Raw genomic sequence first — 17,178 nt, forward strand, 5'->3', positions numbered from 1 at the left:
ATGGAAGAAAAAATATTAATTGTAGAAGATGAATCAATTATTGCACTAGATTTACAATACGGATTAAAAGATTTGGGTTATAAAGTAATCGGCACCGCAGATAACGGTCAGGATGCAATTGACATGGCTGCAGAACATTTACCTGATGTTGTTTTAATGGATATTAAATTAAAAGGCAACATGAGTGGTATTGAAGCTAGTGAAGTCATATCAGAATTAGGAATTGCAGTTGTATATTTAACTGCAAACAATGATGCTGAAACTTTTAACAAATCAAATATAAAAGGATCTTACGGCTTTGTTTCAAAACCATATGATATTAATAAATTAGATAAAACTTTAAAAATAGCAATAGCTAAATCAAAAGTAGAATCAAAAAAAATAAATGATTCATATGGGTTTACAGAATAAATGGGATTAAAATGAAGTCGCCAACAAAAGAGAATATAAAACAAATTGCAACAACAAAAAATTACACAACCCATGTTTATATTGGAAGTAATGATGATGAGTTTATATCCTCTATAAATAAATCATTAAACAATGCCAAATATAAAATAATTGGATTTGAAAGTGATGGGAAGAAACTTGTAAAAAATATAAAAAAAGACATTCCCAACATACTTCTTTTAGATACAAAAATCAATAATTCAAGTTACAGGGAAATAACTTCTTCAATTGAAAAAATAAACATACCCCATATAGCTATAATCGATGATATAACTGATAACATAATTGAAGAAATAATTCCTGGAAATCCCTTCGGATATTTAATAAAGCCTATTGAAATAGAAGAATTAGAAAGAATGATTGATGTATCTGTAAAAAAACATAATATCAACACACTAAAAACAATAAATGCTAAAGATAGGATTAAAGAAAAAAATGAAGAACTTTTAATTGAAAAATCAAATTCAATATTTCTTCTAGTGACTTGCAGTGCATTAATAATTTCAGGAATACTAGCTAGAAATGTAACATGGCTTCAATGGCTTCTTCTTATTCCAACATTAACCATGCTTTTCTTAGCTATAAGCAGTACAAAAAAACAGGAAAAACCTATCCCTTATGAAAAACCTCCTTTTGTTAGCATTATTATTCCTGCACATAATGAAGAGTATACTATTGCTCAAACAGTAACCAGCATTAGCCAAATAGATTATACTTTAAATGGAAAACCTAACTTTGAGCTTATTGTTGTAAATGACGGTTCAACAGATAGTACTGGTGAAAAATTATCCGAATTAAAAAAAGATATTCCCATATTGAGAATTGTTACAAGAAAACCTCCAAAATCTGGAAAAGGAAAAGGTTTTGTATTGAATGATGCTCTAAGTTTATCAAAAGGAGAAATAATTGGAGTTTTTGATGCTGATACCCAAGTAGAAAAAGATTTCTTAAATATTGTTATGCCTTATTTAAATAATCCCAAAGTTCAGGGTGTTCAAACTAGAGTTAAAATGTATAACAAAGATGAAAACTTCCTTGCAAATATGCAGCATGTAGAATTTGAAAGTTTTGGAAATACATTAATAGCTAAAGATAATTTAGGAAAAAGCGGATTTTTAGGAGGTAATGGGCAATTTGTTAAAAAACAAGCTATTCTTGATGGTGAAAAATGGGACGGATTTGCAGTAACTGAAGATTTAAATCTATCCGTTAAAATATTACTTAAAGGTGGTCAAATACGTTATTGTGGAGAAACCGCAGTTTATCAGGAAGCTGTAACTGATTGGAAGTCTTTCTTTAAACAAAGAACAAGGTGGGCTATCGGTAACTTTGAAACCATATTCATCTATTTGCCAAAAATTTTAAAATCCCCACTACCACTTATAAAGAAATACGGGATTATCGAACACATTTCATTTTATGCATTTAACTTATTCATATTCTTTGGATTTATTGTTAGTATACTAAATGCAATTTCTTGGTTTATATTTCATGGAGTAACTATAATTAGAATGGATGCTCCAATTATTGTAGGAATAATCTCAACAATAGCATTTATTCCAGGAATTTCTATTGCCCTTTTACGTGAAAAAGCAGGCCCTTTAAAATTTATAAAAGACATTATCAGTTATTGGATTTATTGTTTCCATTTAATACCATTATTTTTCGAAACAATGTTTAAAATGATTATTAGAAAAGAAAGAAAATGGGATAAAACCAAACATAAAGGAATAGAGGAATAATATGCAAAAAAGAGATATTTTTATGAGCATTGTTATTGCTGTTATAATAATATTTTTTGTGGCTAATATGAGTGCCATAAATAATTTTTTAAGTGTCCATACAGACAAAACCATTGAATTTGGACATTCGAATATTGTAGTTCCAGAAGCCTGGAACACAACAGATGAAGTAAACCTTAGTGGTCAAGCAAAAACAGATAATGGAATTACAAACAACTACACTATTATTGATGTATGGGATGATTGGCCTGAATCAAGTATAACCGACATTTCAAATGCCAAATTTGCTTCTATGGAATCTGGAGGTTTTAAAGTATTGAAAAAAGAAAATGTTGATTTAGGAGGTATTAATGTTTCCAAACAGTATTATTCAAATCCTTCAAGAGATAATGATTATCAATGGGATCATGTCGGAGTAAACTATGTTTTCCCAAAAGAGGATACAAATTATAGTATTGAAGTTCATTACTTCACAACCTATGATTACAACAACAAAACTTATACTAAAGAGTTAGATGATCGTATCGAAGATATGATTGGTAATATACATAACCAAGAATATAACGGATTTTTTTCTGGAATAAATGAAATTTATAACTATTTATTCCCAAACTAATTTTTTTATAGTTGCTGGCAAAGTTTTATTGTACATACTTAACAAATATATTAATATTCTTATTTTAAAAAAAACAATGAAACGGAGAAATGAAAACAGATGATTAAAAAAACAACAGCATTTTATGTGGTGGTTGTAGGATCACTGGCTAGTTTTATGGCTGCCTACACATCAAATGCAGTAACAATGGCTTTGCCGGAACTTGCACGAGTATTCCACTTAAGCAATATTCTACAAAACTGGACAATAAACCTTTATCTATTAACAATGGCTATATTAAGTGTCCCATTTGGAAAAATTTGTGCACAAAAAGGACTTAAAAAATCATTCTTTTATGGTGCTCTTGTATTTTTCATAGGAACTGCAGGAATAATAGTAGCTATAAATACTGAAATGTTATTATTCTTCAGATTTATTCAGGCAATAGGATCTGCTGCAATTTTTGTATCTTCAGTAAGTATGATTGTAAAAGCTGTTCCAAATAATCAAAGAGGTCGTGCATTGGGAATTAACATAGCTGCAGTCTATATCGGACTGTCATTAGCTCCGGTATTAGGTGGAACTTTAACATACAATTTTGGATGGGAAAGTATTTTTGCAATAACACTTCCTGTAAGCTTTATTGTAGTGGCACTTACATATTTAAAAATCAAAGAAGAATGGAAATTAGATGCTAATGATCCTATTGATATAAAAGGAAGTGTTTTTTATGGAATTGGAATTTCAGCATTTATGTATGGATTTACAGAACTGCATACACTAACAGGACAGGCAATTACAGCAGTTGGAGTAATATTTCTAATAATATTCATTTACTATGAATTGAAACAGAAATATCCTATATTTAATGTAAGATTATATAAGAACCATAAATTCTTATCAAGCAATATAGCCAGCGTAATAAGTTATATTTCCATTTTTAGTGTATCTACAATTATCAATTACCATTTCCAATATATTTTAGGCTGGAATGCGCAAATGACCGGACTGATTTTAATCAGTATGCCTGTAATGCAGGCAATTGTAACTCCGCAGTCAGGAAAATTGTCTGATTTGATAAATCCTCAAAAGCTCTCAGCACTTGGAATGGGTCTTGCAACAATAGCTATATTAATACTGACAACAATGGATGACTCCACATCAGTATATATCATAATTATTGCATTGATGATTGGAGGTGTCGGATATGGACTGTTCAGCAGCCCAAATACAAATACAATAATGAGCAGTGTTCCTCCAAATGAAACAACCATGGCATCAGCTGCAGTAGCTACCATGAGAGTTATCGGTCAGACATTAAGTATAGGCATATTAACAGTTATTTTTGCATTTGTAATGGGTAATGTGGCTATAACACCTAGTGTATATCCCCAACTTAGTGAAAGCTGTCATTTAGCTTTAATATGTTCAACAGTACTTGGAGTCATAAGTGTTTTAGCATCACTTGTAGGAATGAACTCCAATGATAAACTAAACACCACACAAAGATAATTTAACCTCCCATTATCCTCTTTTTTTAAAAAAAAAAAGCAAATAGAAAATAGCATATTACTTAAAAAATACAAACTACATTATAATAAAGAAAAAAGAGAGTTGTTTTTTATGAATGCAAATAAAAAAAGAGATTTTATTGTTATAACTGTAGCCTCTCTTGCCACATTTTACGGTGCATACATGGGGAATGTTACGCCTGTTGCACTGCCTAAAATGGCTGAAATTTTTGGATTAAGTAATATAATGCAAAATTGGGTTACAAATATATTTTTATTAACAATGGGAGTATTAGCTATTCCTTTAGGAAAGCTCTGCAGCAGATATGGAGTTAAGAAAACATTTATTTACTCTGTAATTTTAATGTTAATCGGAAGTATTGGAACTCCCCTATCACACACAATTCCGGAATTATTAATATTCCGGGTAATTCAGGGAATCGGAGGTGCCGGCCTTTGTGTAGATTCAATGTTAATAATTGCTGAAGCAATAAGGCCTGAAAAAAGAGGTCAGGCACTGGGAATAACTGTAAGCTGCACATATATCGGAATTGCACTGGCACCAGTACTTGGAGGCAGTCTAACCTATAATTTCGGCTGGGAATCCATATTCTGGGTAATGATTCCTTTTATATTATTAAACCTCATATTGCTTTTTACAATAAAAGAGGAATGGTTCAAATACCAAAATGAAAAATTCGACTTGAAAGGGTCTCTGGTCTTTGCAATTGGAATATTATTATTGATTTACGGATTTTCAATATTCAATACAGCAATAGGATTTATAATAACTGTTGCTGGAGTGCTTTTACTGATTTTATTTGGTAAAATTGAGTTAAACTCCAAATATCCTGCATATGACATAAAATTATATAAAAATAAGAAATTTTTATCAAGTAATATAGCCAGTATATTAAGTTACATAGCTACCTTTGTAGTAACTACAATTGTCAATTACAATTTCCAGTATGTACGTGGCTTTGATTCACAGCTTTCAGGACTGATTTTAATTACATTTCCATTATTGATGGCTATTGTAGCTCCGGCAGCAGGAAAATTATCCGATAGAATTGATCCTCAAAAAATTGCAACAATCGGAATGATAATTGTAACTGTCGGTTTAATCCTACTTGTACCTCTTGATAAAGACACATCAATTGTAATTGTACTTGTATCACTTGCATTGCAGGGTATAGGATACGGATTATTCGCAAGTCCAAACATCAACACTATAATGAGCAGTGTTCCACCAAAAGATACTCCAATGGCATCAAGTGCAGTAGCTACAATGAGAATACTCGGTCAAACATTAAGTACTGGAATATTAACTGTGATTTTTGCAATAATGATGGGAAATGTAATAATTCAGCCATCTAACTATCCGCAGCTGATTTCCTGTTCCCAAATAACATTACTGATTATAACTATAATCAGTGCTCTTTGTTTTATTGTCTGTCATATGGGTTACAAATCCAAGGACAAACTGTATTTTTAAAAATATAGCTGTTTAAATTAACAGCTATTAATTTTATTTTAAATTAATGTGTTATGCTCACACATAGGGTCTTTCATAATAATATTTCTTTTCAAACGATATTTTAAAAAATAAAGAACCCACTGATTAGATAATTCTTTTAAGCTGTCACTGTCTAATTTTAAATTATTAAAAAAGAAATCCATTTTATTTCCACCAACAACAATAGCTAATTCATTTGTTTCAAGTAAAACAAAGAAATCATTTCTAATATTATGAATATCAAACTCATTATCCATAGTTAGTACTTTTTCCTTTGCATAATTATAAAAAAAGGTATTCAGATATTCAAAATCTAAAAATTTAATTTTTTCAACTTTTAAAACAAAATCTTCATTAATGAAATGGTTTTTAAAATCAAAATTAGCTAAAAACTCAGCATCCCAGATGTTATTATAAAAAAAGACAATAAATGACTTGTCTGAAAATCTGAAGGATAAATTTAAACTATCATTATATTTAGGGTTTCCTAACTCAACATCACTAAATTCCAGATATATTGAATCTTGAGCTATTTCTAAAGAATCCCACATTCCAAAAGAAGTTATAACTTCCTCAATTAAATTTAATGATTTTGAATTCATTTTCAAACACCTAATTATTATTTATATATGCTTCAAAAGCGCCTTCCATTTCATATTCCTTATTTTCATCAAAAATTTTATCCCATTCAATGGAAATTTCAATCTGGTTGTTAACTGTTTCGTCCCAATTAACATCAAAATTAGATTCTTTTAAAGTGCTGAAAACAATTTTTCCAATTTCCAAAGCTTTATCAGGATTATTCTCAAAATCTCCAAAAGTGATTTTCAGTTTATTGTCTTCAATAGCTTCCTCAACATCCCAAAATGTGTAAAAACAAAAACCCACAGGGTCATATTTATTGTTTTTCAGATGAACAAATAACTCAAAGGCATCAGTTACTCCCTCTTCAATATCATAACCGCAGTTATGAATAGCTATAATGTTTTCACCGGCTAATTTGATAAAAGCATTTTCCAATACTTTAAAGTTAGAGTTATCCTTCTGACTAAAAGATATTTCAATATTGGAAAAATCAATGTCCTCTTCAATGAACTGCTCTTCCAATATTTCTATAATATCTTCCCTGTTGAAAAACCCAGAATTAGCTAATAATTCTTTTGTATATTCTATTTCATCAACTAATTCCTGATTCATAAAATCACTCATCTTCTAAAAGCATTTGAATGTGAGTTACATTACCTCTTTCAGTGAAACTTGCAATAATACGACTTTCACCAAGTTTAGCGACAGCAAACTCTTCTTTCTGTTTGAAAGGATAGCCCTTAAGTTTTGTATATGATTCAAAAGCTATTTTTGGGAAAATTTCAAAATTCTTCTGGAAAGTGTAGAATGTATCTCTGAATTTAAGAACTGAATTGTTTTCAACTATCAAATCAGATTTAATAGCTACAAAGATATCCAATCCTTCCATATTAACTCCATAGTATCCGTCCATTTTTAAAATAGAAGTAGCTACCATTGCCCATATATGACAATCATCAAAAGTTGTTTCAAATTCAGGAGTTGTAAATTGGCCGATTTCATATTTTAAACCTATTTCATGAATTTCTTTTGCAGCTTCAATTAGACTTTCATCAAATCCTATACTTTCATTATCCCATGCCCAGGACCATTTTTTAGCTTCTTCATTGAAGAAACCTAAAATCTGAACATTGAATGAAATATCATCACTAAATGTTAATACACCTTTTTCAATATCCAACTGACCTTCCAAATCTCCGATTAATTCTGATAAGTTTTCCTGTTTATCTAAAGCTAAAGCACCGTATTTAGATAAGATAACTTTAAATGAATCACCCTGTTCAATTTCAACTGGTTTTTCAATTTTCCTCACAAAAAACACCTAAAAATTTAATTTGGAAATTCTGTCCATTGCTTCTTTAGTATTTTCTAAAGTATTAAATGCAGTAAGTCTTAAATAACCTTCACCACTTGGTCCAAATCCGGAACCTGGAGTTCCAACTACATTAGCTTCATTTAATAATAAATCAAAGAATGCCCATGAATCCATATTATTTGGAGTTTTAACCCATATATAAGGTGAATTAACTCCACCATAAACTTCAAGACCTAATTCTTCTAAGCTAGATTTGATTACTTTTGCATTTTCCATATAATAGTCAATAGTTTCTTTAATTTCTTTTTTACCTTCATCAGAATAAACTGCAGCAGCTGCAACTTGAACAGGATAAGAAACACCATTGAATTTTGTAGTTTGTCTTCTGTTCCATAATTGGTTTAACTGAACCTCATTACCTTCGCTGTCATAACCTATTAATTCTTTAGGAACAACAGTGTAAGCACAACGGGTACCAGTAAAACCTGCCATTTTAGAAAAGCTTCTGAATTCAATAGCTACATTTTTAGCACCTTCAATTTCATAAATAGTATGAGGCACATCATCTTCACGAATGAAACATTCATATGCTGCATCAAATAAAATAATTGCTTTATGTTCAATTGCATAATCAACAAAGACTTTTAACTGATCATAAGTAAGAGTAGTACCTGTTGGGTTATTTGGATAACATAAGTAAATAATATCAACATCTTCTTTTGGAAGTTCCGGAACAAATCCATTTTCTGCATTGCATTTTAAATATGTAAGTCCTTCATACATACCATCATCTTTCATTTCACCAGTTCTTCCAGCCATTACATTAGTATCAACATATACTGTGTAAACCGGATCTGTAACAGCTATTTTATTACCTAAATCAAAAATTTCCTGAATATTACCAGTATCACATTTAGCTCCATCACTAATAAATACTTCATCAGTGTCAAGAGAAACTCCGAACGGTTCAAAATCATTTTTAATAATTTCTTCAGCTAAAAAATCATATCCTTGTTCAGGACCATAACCTCTAAATGTATCTGCTTTACCCATTTCATCAACAGCACCTTTAAATGCTTTAATAACACTAGGAGCTAATGGTTTAGTAACATCTCCGATACCCATTTTAATAACATCAGCATCAGGATTATTTTTTTGGAATTCAGCTTCTCTTCTTGCTACTTCAACAAAAAGATAACTACTTTTTAATTTAAGATAGTTTTCATTAATTTTAACAACCATGATTGAACCTCATATAATTATTAATATAATTTATATTTTAGCTATCAGAATATATAAACTAACTGCTTTTTAAAAATTTTAAAAAATCTAAAACTATATAATTATAAATAACTGATATATAATTATAAGTTATAAAATTTCAATAAGGAAGTGGAGAAAAAATGAATGAAACTACTATATTAGTGTGGATTAATATTGCGATAATTGGTATAATCGCTATAATTATCGTAAAATTGTATTTTAGAAAAGATGAATTAGAAAAAGACAACTCTCCTTTATTATCTAAGGATAGTTTAGATGGATTAATCCCATCCAATAAAAATAATCAAAATAATTTATCAAAAACCGCTCCAACTAAATCTTTTGTTTCAACATACTTCTCTAAACAAGATCAGCCTAAAGGTACTTCCTTAAGAAAACAAGGTCAAATACCGGAAGATAACTTCAATAGCTATATTGTTCCTGAAACCAATGAACACCTATTTTCCAACAAAATAGAAACAAAAGAAGAAGAACCAGGAAAACCTATAAATTTTAATTATGAAACAAAAGTTCAAAAGTTCCAAGAACCAATTAACGAAACCCAGATGGATATTATGAGTAAAAATAATAAAAACATGAAAAAAGAAAAAAATGAAAATAATATTTCATTGGAAGAAAAACCAAAACATGAATTAAAAGATTTATTCAGTATCGATGAATTGATTAAAGAATCAAAAAGAAAAGATAATGAAAGGGAAAAAGAATCTAAAACCATCAGAAAAGAAAAAGAAGATACGACAGAAATTAAAAAAAGTATCAAACAAATGAAAGAAGGTAAAAAAGAAGAATCTCCAATAACTGAAATTAAAAAAGATTCAATTGAATCCATTACTGAAACACCAGCTGAAAGTAAAAAAGAAGTTAATTTTTATGATGCTGTTAATGACACAACTAAAGATAAAGTTAAAGAAAAATCAGATACTGAAGATATAGCTAATGCAATTAAATCCAGTAAAAAAGAAGAAAAAACACCTAAAGATGAAAGTATCGCAGATATTTTAGCTAAAGATAAAAAAGAAGAAATTACTGATGATGTTTCAAAAGAAGAAAATATTAAAGATATTTTAATTGAAGATGAAACAGAAGATAAAACACCTGAGGAAGAAAATATTGCAGATGTTTTAGCTAATGATGAAGAAATAAAAACACCAACTTTAAAATCTCCAACTAAAATCGAATCAAAAGAAGATGAATTAACTGTTCTCCCAGCTGTTGAAGAGGATTATGAATTTGGAGCTCCATTAGAAGAATCTGAATTATTTAAAGATGAAGAAGAACCAGAAGAAAATGTATTAAGTGATTTAGACTACAGAAAAGATTTAGCTAAAATAACAAACACTATTAAAAACTCTAAAATATTCAATGAAGTAAAAGAAAAACTTGCACCGGAAAATCAAATAAATGAAAAAGAACACATTACAGATGAAATGTATTTAAGAAATGTTGGTACATACAAAGAAGAAGAACCTGCATTTCCAGAATATGAACCTATCATAAATGAAAGGCATGAAGAGTATCCAAGTGACTATGATTACACTGAACCAACTCAAGAACAATTACTAAGACAGGAAAATACACGTAAAGTATTAAACATGGTTAAAAATTCTGAAACAGAAAAAGCATCACAAACACTTAAAATAAAAGAAAAACCAGAAAAAAATAATCTTAAAATAAAAATAAACAATGATGAAGTAATTCTTCGCAAAGGTGCTGAAATTATCTTTAAGCATGACGGTGAATCATACTCAAGTAAAGTCTATGGAATTAGAGGTAATGACATATCTGTAAAATACAGAGGTAAAAAAATTACTATTAATCCAAAAGACATTAAAAAAATATATTAAAATAAGAAAAAAACTTTCTTATTTTTTATTCATTTAACCTATAACTTTCATCTTCCACTATATACTTTGCTTTTCCTATTTTTAATGAACGAATTATATTTAAATAAAAGTCGTCTAATTCTACATCAGCATAGGGATATGCAAATTCAAAAGAATATAAATTATCATCTTTAACAAATAAAAATTCATTACAACGGGCAGATACTTCACCATTATCCATAGAAGAAATAGCTGCATAATAAATATCATCATTAATAGGGATGAAATCAGAAAAAATTAATTTTCCCTCCCCATTTTTAAAGTTTCTTTCAATGCTTTCTTTAATATCCACTAATCCAGCCAGTGTAGGAATAACTGATATTTTAATAGTCATAGGTTTCGTTGAATCAACTAAAAATAACTCAACAAATTCCTCCTGATTATTTACACTTTGAAATCCTTCAGGAATTGGAAGAGTAATATATCCATTAGTAAATAATGTCATAGTTTCTCCTATTTATGAGCATAATAAAATATTAACTCATTATCTTTAATTTCATCTAAACGTGCAAAACCAACTCTTTCAAATTGCACAACATCCCCAACTTTTAAATCTTTTAGTGCTCCTTCACCAAGACCTGTTTTTACAGATGCATCATCCATAACAATACTTACATTAACATTATCTTCAATTGGAACCCATTGGATAATTTTAGCTTTCAAATCTTTTGCTTGTTCAAAAGAAGTTGAATTAAAAGTAATTTTATCCCCATTAATATCAACATTTACTGCATCCATTAATCTGGCTACTCCATTTTTAATATCTTCACTAGCTAAATATGCTTTTCCTGCAAATGGCAATATTCTGTTTCCTCTGTCTTCATGGTCTGCATGTAATGGTCTTTCAATATCAACAGCACCATCTTCATATCCTTCAACAGATACTTCAACAGGATCTTCTACAAAGAAATAACGATTAGCTATAGGTTCCAGAAAATTACGGTTTAATCCATAAATCTTCTTCCAGCTGATGGCAGAATCAGACATTTTAACTCCAATTTCAGTAATTAAATCATATATTGTCTGAGGTTGGATTCCTCTTCTTGCTATTGCTCTTAATGTACCTAATCTGGAATCATCCCATCCAGAGTATTTGCCGGAGCTGATTCCTTCTAATGCTTTAGATGTACTTAATGCAATATCTTCCATTTTTAATCTACCATAATGGATAAATTCAGGAACATCCCAACCCATATGATTATACAAATATTTCTGTTTTTCACTATTTGCTAAATGGTCTTTTCCTCTAAGTACATGACTCATACCCATTAAATGATCATCTACAGCTACTGAAAAGTTCATCATAGGGTAAACTCTGTATTTATTTCCTAAACGTGGATGGGTTTCCTCTACAATACGCATAGCTACCCAATCACGTATAGCTGGATTTTTATGATTAATATCAGTTTTTACTCTTAAAACAGCTTCTCCTGCATACATCTGATCAAATTTATCCCACAATTCAAGATTTTTCTCAACACTATTATCTCTACATGGGCAAGGCTTACAGTTATCCTTAAGCTCCTTAAAGGTAGCTCCGTCACAGGTACACATGTAAGCAGCTCCTTTTTCTATTAACTGACGAGCATAATCATAATAAATCTCAAATCTGTCACTTTGATAGTAAACTTCATCTGCTTTTATTCCTAACCATTTCAAATCCTGAGGAATTAAATCATATGCAGGTTCAAAAACTCTTTTAGGATCAGTGTCCTCTATTCTTAAAATAAGTTTACCGCCATATCTTTTAACATATTCTGCATTTGGAACTGCTGCACGAGCATGCCCTATATGTAATGGTCCACTTGGATTTGGAGCAAATCTCATTACTACATTATCATGAGAACCTGGAAGCTCTTGAAGACCTTCCTCTTTTTTCTGTTTATTTTCTTTTACTTCCACATGATATTTAGCCATTTGAGCTGATTGTTCATCTTCACTTAATTTGTTAACTTGAGCTACAATTTTTCCAGCAATTGGACCAATTTCTTTTGCTCTACTCCTTAAATCCGGTTCTTGACTCATGATTGAACCAATAACTGCCCCCGGATTTGCACTTCCTTTATGCTTCGCAGCATTTAATAAAGCATGTTTATAGACAATTTCTTCTAAATCATTCATAAAATCATCATCACAATTTATATAAAAATAGTAATCAATAATAATTTATTTATTTGAAAATATATAAATATTCACTAAGAGTAGTTATTTATTTTACGGAGTTGAACAAAAACTTAGGTATGATATAATGAGTGATAAGCTTGAACAAGCAAAAGACTTAATAAAAAACAAAGAATATAAAAAAGCTCTTGATATAGCTAAAAAAAGACATGGAAAAGATAAAATAGATGAATACTTAACTATTTTAGACTTATTAATCCAAGAAAAATATTTACCTGCAATTGAAGAACGAGGTCACTATCACCAGTATTATGATCCGAATCATGATAATGGAGATTATGGTGAAAAATACTTTGATATGTATTTAGAAATAGAACCACAATCAGTTAACGGATTATGTGATAAAGCAATGTCTTTATCTAATAAAAATAAATTAAAAGAAGCTATCGAATATATGGATAAAGCTTTTAAAAATTATGATGCATATTCTCAAAAAGAAGAACCTAGAATTAGTCATGAAGAAGTTAGAATGGGTAAAATTGAACTTTTAATGCAGGACAATCAAAATGACAAGGCATTAAATGAAATAAACAAGTATGAAAAGAAATTTGGAGAAAATAAAAAAGAAATTTTCTACAAAGGCCAGCTTCTTGAAAAAACCGGAGAATATGAAAAGGCATTGGAATATCTGGATAAAAGTTTAGATGAAGACCACACTATAATAGCTCTAAATTCAAAGGGAAATGCATTATATGAATTAGGAGAATATAAAAAAGCTTTAGATTCCTATAATTCATGCATTACTCACGAAAAAGATGTTAAAGATGATTTGGAATTAGTTACAAACTTCAATTATAAAGCTGCATTCTGTAATGTTGAACTTGGAAAATATAATGAAGCAGTTAAACACTTAAACAAAACCATTGACATGTTAAATGAAGAAGGGAGATTAGATAAAAACCTTGAAGAGATTTATCAGAAATGTTCCTTTGAAAAAGACAGACTAATGTATAAGAATAATGTAGAAGACAAACGTTTCAGTCATTTTAAATTCCTATCTACAAAAACATCAATAACTGCACTCATAATTATTATACTAGCTTATATTATCTTAAAAATTATTGGATACTAGTGATGTTAAATGAAAATGATGAGACTTGGAAAAACAAATTATAAAGTTAACAAAAATGGATTTGGAGCACTTCCAATACAAAGAAGAAATAAAAAAGATTCCATTGAAATTATACAAAAAGCATATGACAATGGAATCAATTTCTATGATACTGCCCGCTTTTACACAGACAGCGAAGAAAAATTAGGTGCCAGTCTTAATGAAGTAAGAGAAAATGTAATTATTGCAACAAAGACTGGAGCTGAAAATGTAGATAATTTCTGGAGTGATTTAGAAACTTCCCTTAAAAATCTTCAGACAGATTATGTAGAAATTTACCAATTCCATAATCTCCCGTTTTGTCCAAAACCTGATGATGGGTCAGGACTTTATGAAGCAATGCTGGAAGCTAAAGAAGAAGGAAAAATAAAACATATCGGAATTACTTCACATAAATTTACAATAGCCAAACAGGCTCTTTCAAGTGGACTTTATGAAACACTGCAATTTCCATTTTCCTATTTAACAGACACTCAGGAACTGAATCTGGTTGAAAAATGTAAAAAATTAGACGTTGGATTTATAGCTATGAAAGCAATGGGTGGAGGATTAATAACCAACTCAAAAGCAGCATATGCATTTATGGCAAATTATGATAATGTATTGCCTATCTGGGGAATTCAAAGAGAGTCAGAATTAGATGAATTTTTATCTTATCAGGAAAATCCTCCTACTTTAGATGGCAAGTTAAAAATAGCTATAAAAAAAGATAAAGAGGAGTTAGGAGATGATTTCTGTCGAGGCTGTGGCTATTGTATGCCTTGTCCAAATGATATTGAAATCAATACGTGTGCCAGAATGTCTTTATGGATTAGAAGAATGCCTACACAGCCTAGTTTAGGTGAAGATTTTCAATCTAAAATGAGACGGGCAAAAAAATGTGATGAATGTGGAGAATGTATTAAAAAATGCCCTTACAATCTGAATATACCTCAGCTACTTAAAGAAAATGTTCAGGATTATGAAAATGTTTTAAATGGAAAAACTATCGTAAACTGATAGGTGAAATTAAATATGGTAAATAAAAAAGCTATTAAATTAATAAACAATAAAGAATATGAACAGGCAAATAAAATCTCGTTTATATTATTTCAAAAAAAGAACATAGATGAATTTTTAGAAATTAATAATTTGCTTTTAGAGGAAAATTACATACCTGCACTTCCTTTAAGAGGATATTACCATCTGATTGAAGACATGACTCATGACAATGATGATTATGGTGAAAAATACTTCAATAAATATTTGGAAAAAAGGCCGGATTCAACATCTATCCGTTTTCAAAAAGCTATTGCATTATCTGCAAAAGGAAACGAAGAAGAATCTAAAAAAATTATTGAAAATCTTATTGAAAATTATCAGAAAAGCCCATATAGCGATGAAATAATCACATGTGAGTCAAAAGAAAAGCTTTGTGAACTTAAATTAATTTACATATTCAAAAAAGGACATGACGAGGATTCACTAAATTATGCAAATGAACTGCTTGGCGAATATCCTGATAACATTTTAGCTATGCTAATACAAGCTAAAATATTATGTAAAAATAATGAAAACCAGGAAGCTTTAGAAATAATTAACAAATGCTTGAAAAAAGAAAGGATTATTGAAGGAATTCTTATAAAAGGAGACATTTATGTTAATTTAAACCAACACGAAAAAGCTATTAAATGTTTTGATATTGGAATAAAATCATTAAGTAAAAATGAACAGCACCTTAGTATTGAATGGTATCATAAAAAAGCTCTGTCATTAATCCAATTGCAAAAATATGAAGAAGCAATGAAATGTTTAAACAAAACAATGGATATAATCCTTGCTATAGAACTCCATACCAATTTAAATGAAGCTGGAATAAAATTATTGAAAGATTGTGAAAAAGAAAAGCAAACACTGCTTAATAGGGGTGTAGCTGATCTCAAATACAGCAAACACACAATTAGTTTAAGTAAATTAGTTTATATTCTTTTAGCCCTGTCTATCTTAGTTAATATCCTGTCGGTTGATGACAGAATTAAATTAGTTGTAAGTGCGGTATTTTTAATCACTGCTGTTACTTCACTTGCTAAAAAGATTTATGAATCAAATTTTAGATAAATTAAAAAAAAGGATGTAAAAACAATGAAACAAACTATAACTGACCCGAATGAAGTCAATTGGGTTCAATTTTGGCAAAAAGCACTTGAACAAAAGAAAGATAAAAACAAGGACTGGGACAAAGCAGCTCCTAACTTCCATAAAAAAGCTAAAAAAGATGATTATCATGATTTATTATTTTCAAAGCTTATTTTAAATGAAAATGACAGTCTTTTAGATTTAGGTTGTGGTGAGGGATCAATTACTCTACCTATAGCTAAACAAGTTAGAAAAGTAACAGGTGTTGATTCATCAACTAAAATGTTGGAGCTATTAAATCAAAGAGCACAAGAACAAAACATCGAAAACGTAGACACTATTTTAAAATCCTTAGAAGATATTACTTATGAAGAAATTGGAGATTATGATGTTGTGCTTGCTTCAAGATCATTAAACGGAATAATCCCAATTGAAGAAACTCTTAAAACAATAAACAAAATAGCTAATAAATATGTTTTTATCACATTATTTGGTCCTGAAAATTGGAAAATAGAAAAAGAATTTAATGAATACATCAAAAAAGAAAGTAAACAGTTTCCAGGATATAATTACCTATTTAATATACTTTATAATATGGGAATTTATGCTAATATAGAGCGCTTGGCTATTAAAGCTTATAGGGAGTATGACAGTATTGAAGAAGCTATGGACAATGGCAAATTTAGACTGGATTTACTTAACAATGATGAAAAAACACAATTGAGAAAATACCTTAATGAAATTCTTAAAAAAGACCCAGAAACCGGAAAATTATACCATGAAAAAGATAAAGCTGACTGGATTTTAATTTGGTGGAAAAAGTAGTTATTTATAATTTTCACATTATAAATAACCCTAATTACACAAATTTTTTCAGCAATCAAAAAAAG

The 17,178-nt window shown here is 29.6% G+C and carries 16 protein-coding genes; 10 read left to right on the plus strand and 6 right to left on the minus strand.

Going from position 1 to position 17,178, the window contains the following annotated elements; all coding sequences use genetic code 11:
- The 5 genes from ACMC9J_RS01675 to ACMC9J_RS01695 all read left to right on the plus strand — a co-directional run bounded on the left by ACMC9J_RS01675 (window position 1) and on the right by ACMC9J_RS01695 (window position 5,793).
- Complete coding sequence (locus ACMC9J_RS01675; RefSeq protein WP_019266960.1) at window positions 1-411, plus strand: response regulator; 411 nt, start codon at window positions 1-3, stop codon at window positions 409-411.
- A gap of 11 nt (window positions 412-422) precedes the next feature.
- The gene (locus ACMC9J_RS01680; RefSeq protein ID WP_427003453.1) at window positions 423-2,192 is read left to right on the plus strand and encodes a glycosyltransferase; all 1,770 of its coding nucleotides are present in this window, start codon (window positions 423-425) and stop codon (window positions 2,190-2,192) included.
- 1 nt (window position 2,193) lies between these two features.
- Window positions 2,194-2,808: a hypothetical protein gene (locus ACMC9J_RS01685; RefSeq protein ID WP_019268144.1), complete on the plus strand. Its 615-nt coding sequence runs from the start codon at window positions 2,194-2,196 to the stop codon at window positions 2,806-2,808.
- 99 nt (window positions 2,809-2,907) lie between these two features.
- Window positions 2,908-4,299, plus strand: a complete 1,392-nt coding sequence (locus ACMC9J_RS01690) for an MFS transporter (RefSeq protein WP_427003454.1) — start codon at window positions 2,908-2,910, stop codon at window positions 4,297-4,299.
- A gap of 111 nt (window positions 4,300-4,410) precedes the next feature.
- A complete protein-coding gene (locus ACMC9J_RS01695) occupies window positions 4,411-5,793 on the plus strand; it encodes an MFS transporter (RefSeq protein WP_400253737.1) in 1,383 nt (460 codons plus the stop codon).
- 38 nt (window positions 5,794-5,831) lie between these two features.
- On the opposite strand, the gene ACMC9J_RS01700 is transcribed toward ACMC9J_RS01695, so the two are convergent.
- The 4 genes from ACMC9J_RS01700 to ACMC9J_RS01715 are packed head-to-tail and all read right to left on the minus strand — an operon-like array spanning window position 5,832 to window position 8,956.
- Complete coding sequence (locus ACMC9J_RS01700; protein ID WP_427003455.1) at window positions 5,832-6,416, minus strand: hypothetical protein; 585 nt, start codon at window positions 6,414-6,416, stop codon at window positions 5,832-5,834.
- Window positions 6,417-6,426: 10 nt separating this feature from the next.
- The gene (locus ACMC9J_RS01705) at window positions 6,427-7,011 is read right to left on the minus strand and encodes a DUF6891 domain-containing protein (protein WP_427003456.1); all 585 of its coding nucleotides are present in this window, start codon (window positions 7,009-7,011) and stop codon (window positions 6,427-6,429) included.
- Between the two features lie 4 nt (window positions 7,012-7,015).
- Window positions 7,016-7,711 (minus strand): DUF6882 domain-containing protein, encoded by a 696-nt coding sequence (locus ACMC9J_RS01710; protein ID WP_304129515.1) that lies wholly within the window; start codon window positions 7,709-7,711, stop codon window positions 7,016-7,018.
- 9 nt (window positions 7,712-7,720) lie between these two features.
- Entirely contained in the window at window positions 7,721-8,956 is a 1,236-nt protein-coding gene (locus ACMC9J_RS01715) for an LL-diaminopimelate aminotransferase (protein WP_427003457.1), read from the minus strand.
- Between the two features lie 161 nt (window positions 8,957-9,117).
- Between ACMC9J_RS01715 and ACMC9J_RS01720 the strand changes: the two genes are divergently transcribed.
- A complete protein-coding gene (locus ACMC9J_RS01720; RefSeq protein WP_427003458.1) occupies window positions 9,118-10,842 on the plus strand; it encodes an ATPase in 1,725 nt (574 codons plus the stop codon).
- 25 nt (window positions 10,843-10,867) lie between these two features.
- On the opposite strand, the gene ACMC9J_RS01725 is transcribed toward ACMC9J_RS01720, so the two are convergent.
- Entirely contained in the window at window positions 10,868-11,326 is a 459-nt protein-coding gene (locus ACMC9J_RS01725) for a hypothetical protein (RefSeq protein ID WP_019266945.1), read from the minus strand.
- Window positions 11,327-11,334: 8 nt separating this feature from the next.
- Window positions 11,335-13,002: a glutamate--tRNA ligase gene (locus ACMC9J_RS01730; RefSeq protein ID WP_427003459.1), complete on the minus strand. Its 1,668-nt coding sequence runs from the start codon at window positions 13,000-13,002 to the stop codon at window positions 11,335-11,337.
- A 127-nt stretch (window positions 13,003-13,129) separates the two neighbouring features.
- Here ACMC9J_RS01730 and ACMC9J_RS01735 point away from each other — a divergent pair, with 127 nt between their 5' ends.
- The 4 genes from ACMC9J_RS01735 to ACMC9J_RS01750 are packed head-to-tail and all read left to right on the plus strand — an operon-like array spanning window position 13,130 to window position 17,113.
- The gene (locus ACMC9J_RS01735; protein ID WP_019265297.1) at window positions 13,130-14,134 is read left to right on the plus strand and encodes a tetratricopeptide repeat protein; all 1,005 of its coding nucleotides are present in this window, start codon (window positions 13,130-13,132) and stop codon (window positions 14,132-14,134) included.
- Window positions 14,135-14,143: 9 nt separating this feature from the next.
- Entirely contained in the window at window positions 14,144-15,172 is a 1,029-nt protein-coding gene (locus ACMC9J_RS01740; RefSeq protein WP_427003460.1) for an aldo/keto reductase, read from the plus strand.
- Between the two features lie 15 nt (window positions 15,173-15,187).
- Window positions 15,188-16,270, plus strand: coding sequence for a peptide transporter (locus tag ACMC9J_RS01745; RefSeq protein ID WP_427003461.1), 1,083 nt, complete (start codon window positions 15,188-15,190; stop codon window positions 16,268-16,270).
- Between the two features lie 24 nt (window positions 16,271-16,294).
- On the plus strand, window positions 16,295-17,113 hold the full coding sequence (locus tag ACMC9J_RS01750; protein WP_427003462.1) for a class I SAM-dependent methyltransferase: 819 nt from the start codon (window positions 16,295-16,297) through the stop codon (window positions 17,111-17,113).
- Window positions 17,114-17,178: the final 65 nt, after the last annotated feature.

Origin of the sequence: Methanobrevibacter intestini, from assembly GCF_047402955.1 — an archaeon.
GTDB classification, from domain to species: domain Archaea; phylum Methanobacteriota; class Methanobacteria; order Methanobacteriales; family Methanobacteriaceae; genus Methanocatella; species Methanocatella intestini.